The organism is Methylocaldum sp., assembly GCF_039794385.1.
Taxonomy (GTDB): Bacteria; Pseudomonadota; Gammaproteobacteria; order Methylococcales; family Methylococcaceae; genus Methylocaldum.
In genome coordinates this window covers 1-16271 of the sequence record NZ_JBDIVO010000079.1, presented here as the reverse complement: position 1 = coordinate 16271, position 16271 = coordinate 1, and the positions used below count along the sequence as shown (strand labels likewise).

11 protein-coding genes are annotated in these 16271 nt (G+C 59.5%); 2 read left to right on the top strand and 9 right to left on the bottom strand.

The features are described 5' to 3' along the window. Positions 1-929: polysaccharide deacetylase family protein (locus ABJK70_RS09315; protein ID WP_347257845.1), on the bottom strand; the 929-nt coding region annotated here is incomplete at its 3' end. 586 nt (positions 930-1515) lie between these two features. On the opposite strand from ABJK70_RS09315, the gene ABJK70_RS09310 reads away from it, so the two are divergent. Continuing rightward, positions 1516-2742: an anion transporter gene (locus ABJK70_RS09310; protein ID WP_347257844.1), complete on the top strand. Its 1227-nt coding sequence runs from the start codon at positions 1516-1518 to the stop codon at positions 2740-2742. 206 nt (positions 2743-2948) lie between these two features. Here ABJK70_RS09310 and ABJK70_RS09305 read toward each other — a convergent pair whose 3' ends face one another. The 4 genes from ABJK70_RS09305 to ABJK70_RS09290 form a co-directional block, all read right to left on the bottom strand. Then, positions 2949-4196 carry a PepSY-associated TM helix domain-containing protein gene (locus ABJK70_RS09305; protein ID WP_347257843.1) on the bottom strand — a complete coding sequence of 416 codons (1248 nt, stop codon included), beginning with the start codon at positions 4194-4196 and terminating at the stop codon, positions 2949-2951. Between the two features lie 77 nt (positions 4197-4273). Further along, entirely contained in the window at positions 4274-6739 is a 2466-nt protein-coding gene (locus tag ABJK70_RS09300; RefSeq protein WP_347257842.1) for a TonB-dependent receptor, read from the bottom strand. Positions 6740-6850: 111 nt separating this feature from the next. Beyond that, complete coding sequence (locus ABJK70_RS09295; protein WP_156881308.1) at positions 6851-7816, bottom strand: FecR family protein; 966 nt, start codon at positions 7814-7816, stop codon at positions 6851-6853. Beyond that, complete coding sequence (locus ABJK70_RS09290) at positions 7816-8346, bottom strand: sigma-70 family RNA polymerase sigma factor (protein ID WP_077732116.1); 531 nt, start codon at positions 8344-8346, stop codon at positions 7816-7818. Before ABJK70_RS09290 ends, ABJK70_RS09295 begins: the two co-directional genes overlap by 1 nt. Before the next feature lie 453 nt (positions 8347-8799). Here ABJK70_RS09290 and ABJK70_RS09285 point away from each other — a divergent pair, with 453 nt between their 5' ends. Next, entirely contained in the window at positions 8800-10032 is a 1233-nt protein-coding gene (locus tag ABJK70_RS09285; RefSeq protein WP_347257841.1) for an amidohydrolase family protein, read from the top strand. Here ABJK70_RS09285 and ABJK70_RS09280 read toward each other — a convergent pair. The 4 genes from ABJK70_RS09280 to ABJK70_RS09265 form a co-directional block, all read right to left on the bottom strand. Continuing rightward, the gene (locus tag ABJK70_RS09280) at positions 10013-11305 is read right to left on the bottom strand and encodes a PepSY-associated TM helix domain-containing protein (RefSeq protein WP_086133897.1); all 1293 of its coding nucleotides are present in this window, start codon (positions 11303-11305) and stop codon (positions 10013-10015) included. The genes ABJK70_RS09285 and ABJK70_RS09280 overlap by 20 nt on opposite strands. Positions 11306-11320: 15 nt before the next feature. Beyond that, complete coding sequence (locus tag ABJK70_RS09275; protein ID WP_347257840.1) at positions 11321-13861, bottom strand: TonB-dependent receptor; 2541 nt, start codon at positions 13859-13861, stop codon at positions 11321-11323. Positions 13862-14207: 346 nt separating this feature from the next. Continuing rightward, the gene (locus ABJK70_RS09270; RefSeq protein WP_347257839.1) at positions 14208-15170 is read right to left on the bottom strand and encodes a FecR family protein; all 963 of its coding nucleotides are present in this window, start codon (positions 15168-15170) and stop codon (positions 14208-14210) included. A gap of 74 nt (positions 15171-15244) precedes the next feature. Beyond that, on the bottom strand, positions 15245-15766 hold the full coding sequence (locus tag ABJK70_RS09265; RefSeq protein WP_347257838.1) for a sigma-70 family RNA polymerase sigma factor: 522 nt from the start codon (positions 15764-15766) through the stop codon (positions 15245-15247). Between the last annotated feature and the right edge of the window lie 505 nt (positions 15767-16271).

Here is a 16271-nt window from a genome sequence, read left to right as displayed (position 1 = left end):
GTATGTGCCGTATTCGGTCCCTGAATGGTCGTTGCTGCTGCGAGGATTCCGAAGTCTTTAAGAATATGAATTATTTTGTAATCGTAATCGGTGGACCCACCGTTCGGGTATGCGAATAACCGGCAAGCTTGGCCCGTCCAGTCGGATATCGAACCAATACTTTCGTCGATTTCATCACGTGCTGCCTTAAGCGGAACTCTCGTTAGAATCGAATGAGAAGCCGTGTGAGCCCCAAAATGGATTAGCCCGGAGTTAGTCATGGCAGTTATCGCGTCCCGATCCATGATCCGAAAATCCGATGAGGAATCGAGAAGACTGCTATCAACCTCGAGCTTCTCGATAATTCGCTCGAGCTGTTCCAGAAGATCGCAGTGTTCCAGTTTCTTGAGGTAACACTGTAGTTTTCTCGATGCAATGGCCTTGGCGTTTACTGTGGATAGGTTAAATTTAAGGCCTTGCCATTCAAGAGTCGGCATAAACGTATTTGCGATCGCCTGAATCAAGCGGCAAAACCAAATCGTCTTCGAAGTTCCGACAAAGCCGGTGTTTACGAATACCGTTGCCGGAAAATGAAATTCCCGCAGGATCGGAAAAGCGACGTCAAAGACATTTTGATAACCGTCGTCGAACGTAATGACCACGGTCGGACGGTCGATGGATCCGGATCGCAGCCGCTGAATCGCGTCCGGCAAAGCGGCGACTCGGCAATACTTGGCGAGGTATTCCATCTGCTCTCGAAACTGAGCCTCGGTAATAAAGCAGTAATCCGGCACCGATAACGGCCGCCGCACTACGCCATGATACATCAGTATCGAGAGTTTGTTTTTGTATAACGATCTTGGCAAAAGCCAAGATAATCGAAAAGCAGACTCGGTTAATGTAAGAGAATCCCGCTCGATCGGTTTGATAACTGATTCTGGGTTTGACATATAGCAATCCTGCCATGGCTTTAAAGTCCATTTTAAAGTCACTCTCGTTAGCCGATGATATTCCGGTTAACGATGGATCCCGAGTGTATCAGGTGAATCTCAGCATGATCAATGAAGATGAGGCAATCATAACGGACAGAGGAATATTATGTACAGTAAAAACCACTCGAAAAACGGTTTTGATGATTCAGGAGCGAGCAAGATATGGCCGATGCTTCAACGGAGTATGGAACACGCATCTATGACTCCTGCCGGGACCGATATCTCATGAGCGGACAGTCATGTTACTCGACTAACTAAGTATCATACGGGCTATTTTTGAATTCCGGAAATTATGTAAGCAATACATTACGAGTGATCGGCCGGTGTGACAAAAAGACGATTCCTTGAGATTAAGCCGAGCCGGTTGTGTTTCTACCGAATATCGAGATAAACACCGTTACGCCTGTCGTTTTTCGATGAATACCGCGGTCCGGCCGCAGGCAGCCGGATTTGCCGCGACACGGGCAGGTATCGAGCTCCGGAAGGTGCCGCCAGGTTATACTTCGCGCCATTTTGCGGAATCGGACCTTCAATCGTGATCGCTATGATCGTTATCGTTTTCTCCCTCGTTTATATCGGCATGATTTTGGGCGGCTTGCCTTTTCTCCAGCTCGATCGGACAGGCATTGCGGTGCTCGGCGCGATCGCTCTGATTGCCACCGAGTCGCTCACGCTCGAGGAAGCGGGCAGGGCGCTTCATGTTCCCACCCTGATTCTTCTTTTCTCGTTCATGGTCATTTCGGCTCAGTTGCGGCTGGGCGGATTTTATACGCTGGTGACGGAAAAACTCGGCACGCTCCGGGTGAGTCCAGCTGTGTTCTTGGCGGCCCTGATCGCTGCGGCGGCGGGGCTTTCCAGCGTGTTCAGCAATGACGTCGTCTGTCTCGCGACGGCCCCGGTATTGATCGACGTCTGCCTGAATCGTCGCCTCGATCCGGTGCCTTTTCTGCTCGCCTTATCCTGCTCGTCCAACATCGGCTCGGCCGCCACGCTCATCGGAAATCCGCAAAACATGCTGATCGGCGAGACCCTGAAAATGTCGTTCGTCGATTATCTTCGAGACGCCGCGGTTCCGGTGGGCCTGGGGCTTGCGATAACCTGGCTGCTGATCGCACTGTGCTGGCGCGGACGTTGGGAGTTCGAGCCGAGCCGGATCGGAGTCGACCAAGACCCGCGTCTCGAACGGCATGCGCGTTTCGATCCTTGGCAGACGATAAAAGGGCTAAGCGTTGCAGCCGCGCTGTTCGCGGCGTTTCTGTTTTCCGGTTGGCCGCGCGAAATATTGGCTTTAGGCGGCGCCGGCGTACTGTTGCTGTCGCGGAAACTTCATTCGAGACATATGCTCGGTCTCGTGGATTGGCAGATCATCCTGATGTTCATCGGGCTATTCATAGTCAACCATGCCCTGGAGATGACGGCGCTGCCCAAGCAGGCCGTGTCGGCCTTGGCGAACGCCGGACTCGACTTGCACGATCTCGGGCCGCTTTATGGCGCATCCTTCCTGCTCAGCAACGTCGTGTCCAATGTACCTGCCGTGATGTTGCTCCTGCCCATGGCCACCCATCCGGACGCGGGGCTGCTCCTCGCCTTGTCGAGCACCTTCGCCGGCAATTTGCTGATCATCGGAAGCATCGCGAACATCATCGTCGTGGACGCAGCGGCACGCCGGAACATCGTGATCACCTGGCGACGTCATGCGATGGTGGGGGTGCCGGTAACCCTGCTTACCATTGCTATCGGTGCCGCGTGGTACTGGTCGAGAATGAGATGATGCCGATGGTCCTTGTTTAGGGTAAGGGAGATCGTCCCGTCTTGCATCACGCGCAACGACACACCGCCGACCTCATTGCGCGCATTCGAAAACTGCAAACTTCCAGAGCTCCGGGAGTTGTGATGTCCGAATGGAAAGCATTGTCGATTACTTCACCCGCTAATCCGGTCGGCTCTCTGAATTCGACGGCAGGTTGAGATCGTTCCTCACCCGAATCCACGGTTCTGTGCCGGTTTCTTGAACTGCCTGGCCCGCCGCTTCTGTAGCCAGCGGATGATCCCGGTGACGTACAGCACCGGACAGGCGAGGCCGGAGAGGAACACCAGGATGCGGCCGGGTAAGCCGAAGACTTTTCCGGAATGCAGCGGCCATTGCCATTGCACGAACACGTCGCCGCCGCTGCCATGGGCGGGATCTCGCACCTGCAGGAGCTCGCCGCTGCGCCGGTCGAGCACCAGACAGCGGGAATCGAGCACGTGGGGGCGCAATTCGGGGATGTCTCGGTAGCAAGCGGTGAAGAGCCCCTCGTCGCTTGGGGAAAACGAATAGAACTGCGGCACGCCGCCCGGATATTCCGACCGCGCCAGGGCGGCTTCCAAATTGATTGAAGGCATATTCGTGCCCGGATTGCCCGATGCGGTGGGCTCCGGCGTCAGGGGCGAAAAGCGTTCCACCAGCCAGCGGAACTGCTCCGGAAGATTGAAGTAAAACCCCGATATCAGCAGCGCCAGGAGTACGATCAAGGTATAAAACCCCGAGGTTTGATGCAGGTCATGGTTGACGCGCACGGCACTGGCGCGGCGCTTGATCGTGAGCACCCGCCGCCATTTGCTGTCCAGGGGCCACCAAAGAATAAGGCCGGTGAGAACGGAAATCAGGAAAAGCACGGCCATCGCACCCACCAGAATGACGCCGAAGTCCTTCAGCAGCAGAGCATAGTGGAGCTTGAAGACAAAGCCGATGAGGCAATGCCGGAGCGGATTCCGGGCGTGATAGAAGACGCGCCGGCCTACCGCTTCAGCCGTGTAGGGATTCACGGCGATGTTGAGCGCGACCGCTTCCTCCGGCGGCGGTGTCGGTGTTTGTTCGGGATAGTAGAAGCTGAACACGTAATTCATGCCCGTACCGGCCGGCGCGTCGAGCCAGCCCGACTCCCAGCCCGGCGCCGCGGCTCGCTCGGCTGCGGCGAGAATCTCATCCAAGGGCTTGCGCTCTGGTCCGGGCGGGATCGATGCGCGGTACAGGTCAGGGTTCAGGGACTCGTCGATTTCATGCCAGAACACCAGCACCGAGCCGGTGACTCCGATCACCGCCAGGAACAAACCGAGCCCCAGCCCCAGCCAAAGGTGGACTTTCAGCCAAAGCCTGCGCCGGGCCTGGAGACGTCTCAGCCGGCGGCTTCTCCCGCTTTCGCGAACCCTTCGATGGGTGGAGGGGGTGACGGTTCGATTCATGTTCGGTTCCTGTCTCCCGTCTCGTCCGGTTTCCCGGAACGATGAACGAGACGGGATATTCCGGTGGCGGTGTTCGTTCAATACTCCAGACGTAACGACCCCAGGACGGTCAACGGCTCGCCGACGGTGATTCCTGCGCGTGGTGCGCCATCCAGCATGTTGGTCGCTTTGAAGTAAGTCTTGTCCAGAATATTGGTGACATTCACTTGCGCCGTTAGCCGCGTCGGCCCGACATTGAAGCGATAAGCCGCCATGGCGTCCCAGCGCACGTAACCGGGTAGCTGAAAGCTGTTTTCGTTATCTCCCTCCCGCTGACCGGCGACATAGGCACCAGTGCCCAGGCTCAGCCCTTTGACGAATTCGAACGGCAGGTCGTATTTGACCCAGAGGCTGCCCGAGTTCTCCGGAACGTTGGGAAGCCGATTGCCTTCGTTGTCGGGGAATTGGTTGTCCCGCTTGATTCGGGCATCGGTGAACGCATAGGTTCCGATAACGCTTAGATCCTCGGTAATCCTGCCGGCCACATCCAGCTCGATACCCTGGCTGCGCGCCTGTCCCTGTGTCTTATAGAAGGTACTGTTAGCCGAATTCGCCACATCGACCGCCTGGATGTTCTCCTTGGTGAGGTGGTAATACGCCAGGCTGGCGATGAGACGGCCGTCCCAGAATTCGGTCTTGGTTCCGATCTCGTACTGCGTGCCGGTTTCCGGCGTCAGGATCTCGCCGCTGAAGGAACGGCCCAGGTTGCTGCCGATGGACTCCACGAAGTTTCCGTATAGCGATAACCATTCGAAAGGACGGTAGAGGATGCCGACACGCGGGCTGAAAAACTGGGTTTCCAAGGCATCGAACTGGTTCTGGGTGAAGAGCAAGTGGTTCCAGCGGTTGGTGTTCTTCTGATGAATCCAGTCGTAGCGTCCGCCGCCCAGGATATGCAGTTGGTCGAACAGGGTGATCTGATCCTGGAAGTACAGCCCGTACCACTCTTCCAGGGATGCCGTGTCGTAGTTGAAGCTCCGGCGCGACGGAAAGCGATGGGTGTCGAAATTGAACGCGGGATTTCCCCGCGGGTTGAACGGGTCGAAGCCGTCCATGCCGGGAGGCCAGGGCAAGCAGTTGCCGGACTGTCCGGGGCCGGCGCAACCTTCGCCGAGTTCCTGGCGCCGATAATAATCGCCGCCGAGCAGGAGATTGTGCTTGACGCCGAAGGTTTCGAACTTTCCGTTCAAATCCAGGCTCGTGGCATAGGTGCGCCGGGGATTTTCGACCTGCCACAAGCCGCGATGATATTCGTCGTTGCCGAAATCGACGACCGGTCGATAACTTTCCCGGTAATCCCGGTCATCGTAGATAAAAGTGTGTTTGAGTGCCCAGTCGTCGTTGAAGGCATGGGACCAGTTGAAATCCAGCAATATTCCGTCGTGTTGCGTGAAATCGCCTCGGTCGCCCATGAACTGACTGCGCTTGACCTTGGCCGGGCGATCACCGAGGGCGACGATGCCGCTGTCGATGACCGAATTTTCGTGGGTGTATTCCAGGGCCAGATTGAAAGTGGTTCGTTCACCGAGTTTCCAGCTGATCGAAGGAGCGAAAAATACCCGTTCCTGATCCACGAGGTCGCGAAATGAATCCGAATTGAGATAGGCCAGATTGACGCGATAGTTCAAACCATCGGTCAAAGGCCCGGTCGCGTCTATGGTCGTTCGATAGAAATCATAGGAGCCGAACTGCTGCTGCAGCGCATAGTACGGTTGATCGAGCGGCTGCTTGGTCACCAGGTTCACCATCCCGCCCGGCTGAATACGGCCGTAGAGAACGGAGGATGGCCCCTTCAGAACCTCGATCTGCTGCAAATGCGCCGTTTCGAACGTGGTTCGCCCCAAGCGGACGCCATTGCGGTAAATCTGGGCATCGGCGGTGAAGCCACGGATCGTGAAGTTTTCGCGCAGATCGCCAAAACCGAAATTCTTCTGCACGCCGCTGACGTTTTTGATGGCATCTTCCACGCGCACCACCTGTTGATCCTCCATCACCTGTCTAGTCACCGTCTGGATCGACACGGGAGTCTCCATGATCGGTGTGTCGGTTTTAGTCGCGGTGGAGGTGCGGATCGCGGCATAGCCGGGGTTTTCGTCCTCCGCCGAATCGGTAACGGATACCAGGTCCAGGGCGACGCTGGCGTCCTTCGGCGCCTGCGGATCCTCCTTCACCGCCACCAGCGTCTTGTCCACCCATTCGTGACGCAGGCCGTTCCGGGCCAGCACCCGCTTCAAGGCCTCGTCGGCCGTCATGCGCCCGCGCACCGCCTGGGTCTTGAGTCCTTGCACCGCGGCGTCGGCGTACATGAGCTTGATGCCGGATGTGTCGGCCACGCTGTCCAGGGCGGCGGACAGCGGCTGTGCGGGCAAATCGAAATCGAAGCGGTCGGCGCCCGCAAGGGCGTCGCGTCCGGCCAAGGCGAAAATCAGCGCCAGAGCGGACGGTTTCGGAAGTGCTTTCCCCCGATGCCCCGGCTTGCGAACGGGGCGGTCGCTATGGACCATGGTCGTCTCCTTTGTTGTGGTTATGGGTCTTGCGACGGCTGATCGTCTTCAAAACTCCTTAACGAAGGAGAGCGGGCAAACCGGACATTTTTTTGTCGAAGGGGGAAGAACTCATCTCCGCGTGGACCGCTCCAGCACAATCGTGTCGCCGCTCGAGCGCTCCGCCCGGACCGGCAAAATTTTCTCGACGGCATTGAGGAAGGGGGCCAGATCGTCGGCATCGAAAGCGCCGCTCAGGGTCTCCCGGCCGAGGGCGGGGTCGGCGATAACGAAGCGCACCGGGTGATAGCGTTCCAGTTCGGCGGCAACTTCGGCCAGCGGGGCGTGCCTGAATACCAGGCGGCCGTGCGTCCAGGCTTCGATCTGCTCCGCGTCCGCCCGTTGCCGGTATCCGAGCCCGGTGCTCTCGCGGTAGCAGTTCCGTTCACCCGCCTTCAACCGCTGTGTCTTGGCATGGCGCGCATCTTCCAGTTCGACCTCGCCTTCCAGCACGGCTATCGTGACCTGTTCCGGCCATTTGCGAACGTCGAACCGGGTGCCGACATCGCGGATCGACAGATCTCCGGACTCCACCACGAAAGGATGGTGCGCATCGTGGGTCACGCTGAACAAGGCTTCGCCGGATTCCAGCTCGACTTTCCGGCTCCATCTCGACCAGTGCACGGCGATCCGGGTGGAAGTGTTGAGATCGATGCGGGAACCGTCGGCCAGCGTCACGCTGCGCCTTTCGCCCATGGCCGTGGCGTAGCGGGTGGTTTCGACCCGGAATTCATACCACCATCCCGCGGTCAGCACAGCCGTCAGCAAGATGGACAGGAGGAGGGTCGGCAGGGCGGAGGGCCGGGGGCGCGCCCGGCGGGCTTCGTCGAGGCCGGGCACGGGAATCTTCCGCAAACTGTCCATGCTGGTCCACACCTGCTCGGCCTCCGCGTAGGCCGCCCGGTGCTTTTCGCTTTGCGCCAGCCAGGCGGAGAACCGGGTACGATCCTCGTCGCTGCAATTTTCCGATTGCAGGCTTACGAACCACTCCATGGCCTGTTTCAGAATGCGATCGTGAGGTCCGTCGAACGGGGGCATCAGCGGAAATTCCCGTTTAACCCGAACTGCGGATCCTGCATGCGCCGGTGACAATGCAGCATCGCCTTGACCAACTGGCGCTGTACAGTCTTTTCGGAAATCCCGAGACGCGCCGCGATTTCGCCGTAGCTCAAGTCGTCGATCTTCCGCAGCAGAAACACGTGCCGGCACTTTCCGGGCAACGATGCGATGGCGTCCAGCAGGATTTCGCACTGCTGACGGAGCGATGCCAGTTCGTCGGGAGAAAGCTTGGGGCAGGTGAGATCGTCGGCCAGGGAATCGGCGCTGACGAAGGTTTGCCGGTTTTGCCGCAAATAATCGATGGCAAGGCGCTCCGCCGTGCGGAACAGGTAGGCCGGCAGGTTGTCCCCATGCGCCAGCGCGTCCTTGCGCACCAGGCGGAGATAAGTCTCCTGGCTCAGATCCTGCGCGGTTTCCGGACACTGCACGCGGCGCACCAGAAAGGCCACGATCGGATCGCGGTAATCGCGAAAAAGCCGGAAAATCTGGTCGTGGGTGAGGGAGGACATGAATGGCGTCGGATGGATCGGAGGAAACGGTTGGTCTCGGTCCAGGTTAATACCTGGACTGAAAAAGCAAGCTCGATGCCATCCGTACACGGCAGCGCAAGCCCTGTGGGAAAGTCTTTATGCAACAGTGCCATACGAAAATCCCGTGGTTCCGGATCGGGAGCGTGCCGCTATCCGGCGCAGTCCGTATGTGTCATTTGCCGCAGTGGGAATCGGCGGAAAGATCGTGTGTCGCGGGGGCAATCCCCCCGACCGCCTCGGATAAAACGGCCGGACCATGCGTCTATTGCCTTGGCGGAGCGCCTGGCCGATGCGCGATTCCCGGAACTTTCCGCAGTGGTACATATCTTGCCCGTAACATTTCCGGCCATAGGGGAGGCATTCGCCCGGATTCCGGTCGATCACTTTCGGTCCCGACAGATCCGCAAAAACCGCAAGACACGAGGACATTACGTGGATTCCAAACCCATCATCCGGTTCGGATTACGGCAAAATCCGATTCTGACCGTGCTTCTGCTTATCGGCATCATCGGGACGTTCCCGCAGCAGACGCGGGCTGCGGGCAACGGTTCCAAGCCGCTGATCCTGCAAGCTGCACGGGTATTCGACGGCGTCAATATGAATACCGATTACGCGGTTCTGATCGTCGACGGCAAGGTGGCGGGCGCTGGGCCGTCACGGCAGGTGCGCAATAACGGCGCGCGCATCGTCGATCTTGGCGATGCCACCCTGCTTCCCGGTTTCATCGAGTTGCACGGCCATTTGGCCTTCCAGAACGTGCCGCGCGAAACGGTGCTGCGCCACGGTGTCACCACCGTCCGCGACGTGGGCGGGCCCTTGCTGGCGCCCTCCGGCGGCGACGGGAGGCTACGCCTGTTGACGGCCGGTCCCATCATCACCGTGCCCGGCGGCTATCCCATCCCGGTGTTCGGCCAGCCCGGTCATGGCCATGGGCACGGCGAGGTGGCGGCGCCGGTCGAATCCGTCGAGCAGGCTCGGCAACTCGTGCAACACCTGGTTGCCGGCAGTGCGGCCGTCATCAAGATCGCACTGGAACCCGGCGGCGAAGAGGGCGCGTCCTGGAGCACGGGACATCCGGCGTCGCCGCCGCCGCCCTGGCCGATGCCGTCCCAGGAAATCGTCCGCGCCGTAGTGGAGGAGGCGCATAAGCTGGGCAAACAGGTATCGGCCCACGTGGCGGAACCCAAGGGCGTAGCGCGAGCACTGGCGGCCGGCGTCGACGAGTGGGCCCATGTCCCCTGCGAGCCCATACCCGACGAATTGCTCGACGAGGCCGTTCAACAAGGCGTCAGGATCATCACGACTATCGATACGCTGTCTCATTGCCGCGGGATACACGCGAATGCCGCCAAATTGGCGAGCCTGGGCGCCCAGCTTTACTACGGCGCCGAAATCGCCCATACGGAAATTCCCTGGGGCATCGATGCCCAGGAGCTTCATCTGATGGCGCACCTGACCGGGATGACGCCCCTGGAGGTGTTCCGTACCGCCACGTCCAAAGCGGGAGAAGTCTTGGGTCTCGCTCCGCTCGGCACCCTGAGCGTCGGTGCTCCCGCCGACCTCATCGCGGTCAAGGGTAATGCGCTGGAAAACTTCAAACGCCTGGAATCCCCGGATTGGGTGATGTCGGGAGGAAAAATCGTCGTCAATTACTTCGGCCGGTAATTCGATTCCTCGCCTCCCCCCAACCCGCGGGCCGGGGCGGCTTTTTGGACCGCTTTGCCCGCCGCTTCTGCAGCCAGCGGATCACGCCGGTGACGTACAGCACCGGGCAGGCGAGGCCGGTGAGAAAGATCAGGATGCGGCCGGGCCAGCCGAAGGCTTTGCCTGAATGGAGCGGCCACATCCAGTCCAGAAACGTGTCGCCGGCGGCGGTTCGGGTGTCGGGATCGTGGACCGTCAATATCTCACCGGAATATTGATCCACCGTCACCCGCCGCTCCGACCAAAAACGGCTGAGACCGGGTACGTCCCTTATGCTGATGGTGTAGACACCCGTTTCGCCTTCTGGAAGGCGCAGCCAATTGACCCTTCCCTCGGGATAGCTCCGGCGGACGCTGGCCAGGGCGCGATCCAAACCGATGGGAGAGCGTCCCGCCGCCGGGGATGATTGCGGATTGTCCGTAAAAGACCGGCTGTTCGGCGAAAGCAGTTTGACCGGCACCTTGAAATGATCGGGCAGGTTCATGTACACGCCGGACAGGAGCACCGCCAGCATGATCAAGGCGGTGTAAAAGCCGAAGGTTTGGTGAACATCGTGATTGAGGCGCTCGGGACTGGCAGCCCGCTTGATGGTCAATGCCCGCCGCCATTTGCCGGTCAGCGGCCACCATACGATCAAGCCGGTGAGCACCGAAATGATCGAAATCACGCCCATGATTCCGACGACGACCGCGCCGGTATTACCCGCCAGCAGGGCAAAATGCAACTGGAACATGAAAGGCACGAAGCCGTCCGGAAGCCACCGGCCCCGTTCGATCACGGCCCGTGTTCCGGTCACCTCGGCCGTGTAGGGGTTGACGAAGACATGCCGGAGTTCGGGCGTGGATTCGTTGTCGGTGACAACGCGGTAGAAGAATTGATACGCCCGCCGGTCATGCCGGGGGTAAATGATCGAGCCGATTTGCGCTCGGTCCGGCATCACCGAGCGAGCCGCTTCGACGATGTCGTCCACCGGGCGGAAATGTTCTTGTCCCTCTACCAGATTCGCCAACGCAATGACGCCGGGATTCAGCCAGTCGTCGGTTTCCTCGTAGAAGACGAGAACGCTGCCGGTAATGCCGAAGATCGCGAGACAGAATCCGAGTATCAGCCCCAGCCAGCCGTGGACTTCGAGCCACAATTTTCGGCGCGCCTTGAGCCGCGACAAGCGCGCGGCCCGCCATGCGTCGACGCCATTCGGGGATTGCCGTACGACGCTCATCCATCGATTCATCATTCCTCCCTCATTCGATCAAAATTCCAGCCGAATCGAACCCATCGCGGTCAGCGGGGCGCCCGGATAGATGCCGACACGTGGCGGCGCGTTCTGGAAAGGATCGGTCGATTCGTAATAGGTCTTGTCCAGAAGGTTGCGGATATTGAATTGCGCGATCAGGTTGGCATCGCCGAGTCGGTAGCGATACGCGGCAAAGGCGTCCAGGCGGACGTAACCCGGCAAGACAAAGGTATTGGCATCGTCGCCTTCGCGCTGACCGGCGATGAACACGCCGGCGCCGAAACTCAGGCCGTTCAGCGGCTCGTAGCGGCGGATATCGTACTTGAGCCAGAGACTGCCCGCGTGCTCGGGCACGTTGTTCATCCGGTTGCCCTGACGACCTTCGTTGTCGTTCGTGATACGCGCGTCGGTAAAGGCATAGCTGCCGATGAGGCTGAGTTCGTCGGTGATCTGTCCGGACACATCCAGCTCGATGCCCTGGCTGCGCGCTTCGCCGATCGGGGCGACGGCATTCGGGTTCGGGCTGCTGAAGTCCCGCGTCAGGATGTTTTCCTTGGTCAGATGATAATAGGCCAGCGTAGCCGTCAAGCGCTGGTCGAAAAGCTCGGTTTTGACACCGGCCTCGAATTGTTCGCCGATTTCCGGATCGACCGTGGCGCCGCTGGCGGTAATGCCGTTGTTTGCGCCGAATGAAGTGGTCCAGTTGCCGTAAACGCTCAGCCAGTACCAGGGCTGATAAAGAATGCCGACCCGGGGGCTGAAGGCTTCGTCCTTACGCGACGGCAGATTGGCTTCGGCGGCGCTGAACGAGTCGCCGAGCCCGCGACCGGTCTCTGCCCAGTCATAGCGCCCGCCTCCCAGGACGTGGAGCGTGTCCCAGAGCGTGATGTGATCCTGGAAATACACGCCGTACCACTCATCCCTGAAATAGGAATGATTGCTTCCCGCCGGAAAAGGCGTTGCCAGAGCATTCGCATAAAACGAACGGTCGATGCCGTAGACCGGATTGTAAATGTCGATTTCCAGGCCCGGTACGGGGTTCATGAAATCCCCTCGGGTCAGATAGGTGCCCGTCGATCGCAGGAAGTCGAAACCGACCAAGGTTTGGTGTTTAGTTCCCCAAAGCTCCAAATTCCCGGTCAGATCGAGGTTGGTGGTATAGGTTTCGGATTCAGCGGCTTGAGAAAAGATATTGCGGAGATAGGTACGGTTGCCGGTGCCGGGATCCAGGAACTGTTGAACGGTAAAGGCATTCGCCGGTTTCACGGACAAATTGCTGTCTTCGTTAAACGAAGCCAAGAAGCGGTTACGTAAAGTCCAGGTTTCGTTAAAGGCATGGCTTAAAGTAAAGCCGAGATTGACCCTCGACAAGGTATCGATCGGGTCGTCGGGATCGATAAAGGAGCGGCTGATGGGAATAGGTGCCGGGCGGTCGCCGATGGCGAACAATCCCCGATCGGCCTGGTATTCCTGATACAAAGCTTCGACTTCCAGGGTCATTTCCGTGGCATCAGTCGGTCGCCAAGTCACGGAAGGCTGCACCAGGATCCGGTCGTTGAAATTGAAATCGCGGAACGATTCGTTGTTCTGATAAGCGCCGGCAAAGCGGTAGCTCCAGGACCGGTCCTCGGTAATCGCTCCGGTCGCGTCCCACTCCGTCCGATAGAAATCGTAAGAGCCGAAACGCTGTTCTAATGAATAATAGGGCGTATTCTCGGGACGTTTGGTCACGACGTTGATCATCCCGCCCGGTTCGATGCGGCCGAATAAAATGGCCGCGGGGCCTTTCAATACCTCGACGCTTTGCAAATTGGCCGTATCAAACTCAGGCGCTTCCCCGACGGAAATGCCGCCCGCGACAAGGCCGTTACGAAATACGCGCTGGTTCTTGAAGCCTCGGATAAGGAAGCCGTGGCCACGGCCCAAACTGGTTTGGGGGCGCACACCGCTGACGTTTTCCAATGCATCCTTTATGCGCGTGGTTTGTTGATCCTGCATGACCGCGCGGGGTACTACCTGTATCGACACCGGCGTGTCCATGATCGGCGTGTCGGTCTTGGTGGCGGAGAAACTGCGGGTTACGGTGTAGCTGCCCCGATCTGTTTCTTCCAGCGCCTCGTCTTTCACCATAACGGGGGACAGATGCACTTCCTGGTTGTCAGCCATGGCCGGACGGATCGGCTCCCGAGCCCGTTCCAGCGTGACGGCCCTAGCCCCGGTATGACGATAGACGAGGCCGGTTCCGGCAAGGAGCTTTCTCAGGGCTTCAGACGGCGGATAGCGTCCGGCGACGCCGGGGGAACGCGCGCCCTTCGCGAGCTCCGCCGGGAAGCCGACCTGCCAGTCTGTGACGGCTATGAATTCGTTCAGCGCGTCTTCCAACGGCTGGGCGGGAATCGAAAACGGCATCGCCTGCTCGCTCCGGGCGGCAGCTTCGGCAGCCGAGGCTCGCGGGGAGAAGGACAATGGCGGAAAAGTCAGCGTGATGCCAATGGCGACTCGAGTGAGCGTCCGTGAGAGGATGACGGTGGACTGATGATTTGTTGTTCTTGTCATGAATGCTCCCAATGCCGGTGTCGTATGCCTGATTCAGGCTCTGGTTACCGAGACGTTTTAGGGGGTGGGAGCACACACCTCGCGACGAAAGAATTTTCATCGCGCATTCAGCGTCTTTGTCGGCAAAGGATTGCCGACCTACATTTTGGGCCGGGATAAGCCGCCGTAGGTCGCGAATCCCTTCGCGACATTGCGCCGCTCGACCCGCGGCTTGCGTCTTGATTTCCAAGACGGTATCTATAGTTTCGGCGACCTTGAAATGGGCGATTGCAACCTACGGTCATTTCACGGGCTACGGCAAGCGAAACGCGTTTCCGGCATACCCAGGGGCACGCCGATTAACGCTCTAACGCACTACCGTCAGATAGGGCGAGACGGTCGTGACGCGGGCGCCGGCGATGTCCGCGAGGGCACGGACCACGGCGGCGGTGTCGTCGAGCTTGTAGTTGCCGGTGACGCGGGTCTCCGCAAGCCTCCCGCTGGCGATGACGATGACGCCGGGATGATAGCGGTCGATTTCATTCAATACGTACGCCAAGGATTGATCCTTAAAAATCAGCCGCTTGTTGAGCCAGGCGAAGGCGCGTCCTGGGTCGATGGTCTCCGGCGGCGTGACCGTTTCCTTTGAGATCGATACGCGCTGCCCCGCCGTTACCTTAACGCTTGCGCCTTTCTCGTTGCCGCAGGCGACGATGCCGCTGTCGACGGCGACCGAGGTTGTCTCCCCGGCCAGAACCGCGAACCGGGTGCCCACCACCCGCACGGTCGCGTTGCCGGTGCTGACGATGAAAGGCCGTGCGCTGTCGGGCCGGACCTCGAAATAGGCCTCGCCGGCCAGAAGGCGAACGCCGCGCCGATCGTTGTTGAAATCGAGCGCCAGGGCGGAATCGGTATTCAGGACGACGGTGGAACCGTCCGCCAGCGCGATGCGGCGCTGTTCGCCGGCTACCGTAGTGTAATCGGCGCGCCAGCGGTCGATGAGCCCGGATGCAGCCGCAATCCAGCCGGCCAGCAGCAGGACGGAGGCGGCCGAGGCCCAACGGCGGGCCGTTCGCCGCCGGCTTCGGGCGACGACCGGCGGGACCGCGGCGGGAAATCTTGCCAGCGCCTCGGATAAAGCCGGGGAATTCCACAGCTTCTCCACGCGGGCGTAGGCCTCGGTATTTTCGGGCTTGGCTGCATGCCAGGCCAGGAAGGCTTCCCGCTCGGCCGCGCCGGTTTCGCTGTCCCGCAGCCGCGCGAACCATGCCAGCGCCTCGGCTAGCGGCGTGCCGGGCGCCTTGGGATCGTCGTCGCCGTTGGAAGTCATGAAGAGGATAGGGTCCGCGTGAAATGGAGGCGTTATAGGATAAGACGTTCGGGGCGTGCCGGAACACACTGGCGTCAGAAGATATCGTCTCCCAAAACGGATACGAGATGAGCCAGCGCCGCGTGGACATTTTTTTCCACGGCGCTGCGGGACAGGCCGATATGGCTGGCTATGCGTTCGTAAGGCCAGTGATGGAGCTTGTGCAGTATCAGAATTTGCCGCCGACGCTCGCATAGGCCAGCCAAGGCTTCGAACAGCCTTTCGACATCCTGCTGCGTTGCGGCATGCTGCTCCGGTGTCGGAGCCGAAGCCGGAATTTCGGCAACGATCTCCGGATCGGCTTCCGGACAATCCGTCCGGCTGCGGACCTTCGCCTTGCGCAAATGATCGAGAGCCAGATTGCGCGCGGTTTGGTAAAGAAAGGCTTTCAGGTAGGTGACGTGTTGGCTCTCCGCCGCGCCCATCACGCGCACATAAGCTTCCTGTGCCAGATCCTCGGCAGTCTGCCGGCAGCCCACCATACGGAACAGAGTGTGAACGAGCGTTTCCCGGTGATCCAGGAACAAATCGCTGACGCAGGCGGAAGAATGGTCCATTGACGGTGGACGGGGTTACGGCTGGTTTTTGTTATTTCGGACTTGAGCGAGGCCACTTTCTCGTGGTGGCAAAGAGCTCAAGCAATACAAATGCCATGGGAAGCGGGCCGGAAACCTTGCGGTTGGGCGATACATGAACCGGATTGCTGTGTGAATTGCCGCACCTGGTGTGGCATAGCTCGGGTAGCCGGCTTGGCGGGCAAGATAAGACGCGAATTTTGAAATGATCTCTACTGCCATGAGACGTCGAGAAACGCCTTACCCTGATCTACGATCTTTGCCTGCCGCTCCTGCAACCAGCGGATTAAACCGAACACGAGCACCGCCGACAGGGTCAGACTGTATTAGAGTCGAAAGTCTGCTGTAATCGGCGTCGGGTTTATTAATCAGGCCCGTAAATACCCTCCTGGTATTTCGGGCCGCCGCCCAGGCCCGGTACACGCCCGGCCTGGGCTCACGCGGCTTGTCGCCGCGCCGGGGCATCCCTGCCCCGGATTAACCCGGC

Coding starts and splice junctions, on each gene's coding strand:
- ABJK70_RS09310 (WP_347257844.1), top strand. CDS start 1,516: ATGATCGTTATCGTTTTCTCCCTCGTTTATATCGGCATGATTTTGGGC.
- ABJK70_RS09305 (WP_347257843.1), bottom strand. CDS start 4,196: ATGAATCGAACCGTCACCCCCTCCACCCATCGAAGGGTTCGCGAAAGC.
- ABJK70_RS09300 (WP_347257842.1), bottom strand. CDS start 6,739: ATGGTCCATAGCGACCGCCCCGTTCGCAAGCCGGGGCATCGGGGGAAA.
- ABJK70_RS09295 (WP_156881308.1), bottom strand. CDS start 7,816: ATGCCCCCGTTCGACGGACCTCACGATCGCATTCTGAAACAGGCCATG.
- ABJK70_RS09290 (WP_077732116.1), bottom strand. CDS start 8,346: ATGTCCTCCCTCACCCACGACCAGATTTTCCGGCTTTTTCGCGATTAC.
- ABJK70_RS09280 (WP_086133897.1), bottom strand. CDS start 11,305: ATGATGAATCGATGGATGAGCGTCGTACGGCAATCCCCGAATGGCGTC.
- ABJK70_RS09275 (WP_347257840.1), bottom strand. CDS start 13,861: ATGACAAGAACAACAAATCATCAGTCCACCGTCATCCTCTCACGGACG.
- ABJK70_RS09270 (WP_347257839.1), bottom strand. CDS start 15,170: ATGACTTCCAACGGCGACGACGATCCCAAGGCGCCCGGCACGCCGCTA.
- ABJK70_RS09265 (WP_347257838.1), bottom strand. CDS start 15,766: ATGGACCATTCTTCCGCCTGCGTCAGCGATTTGTTCCTGGATCACCGG.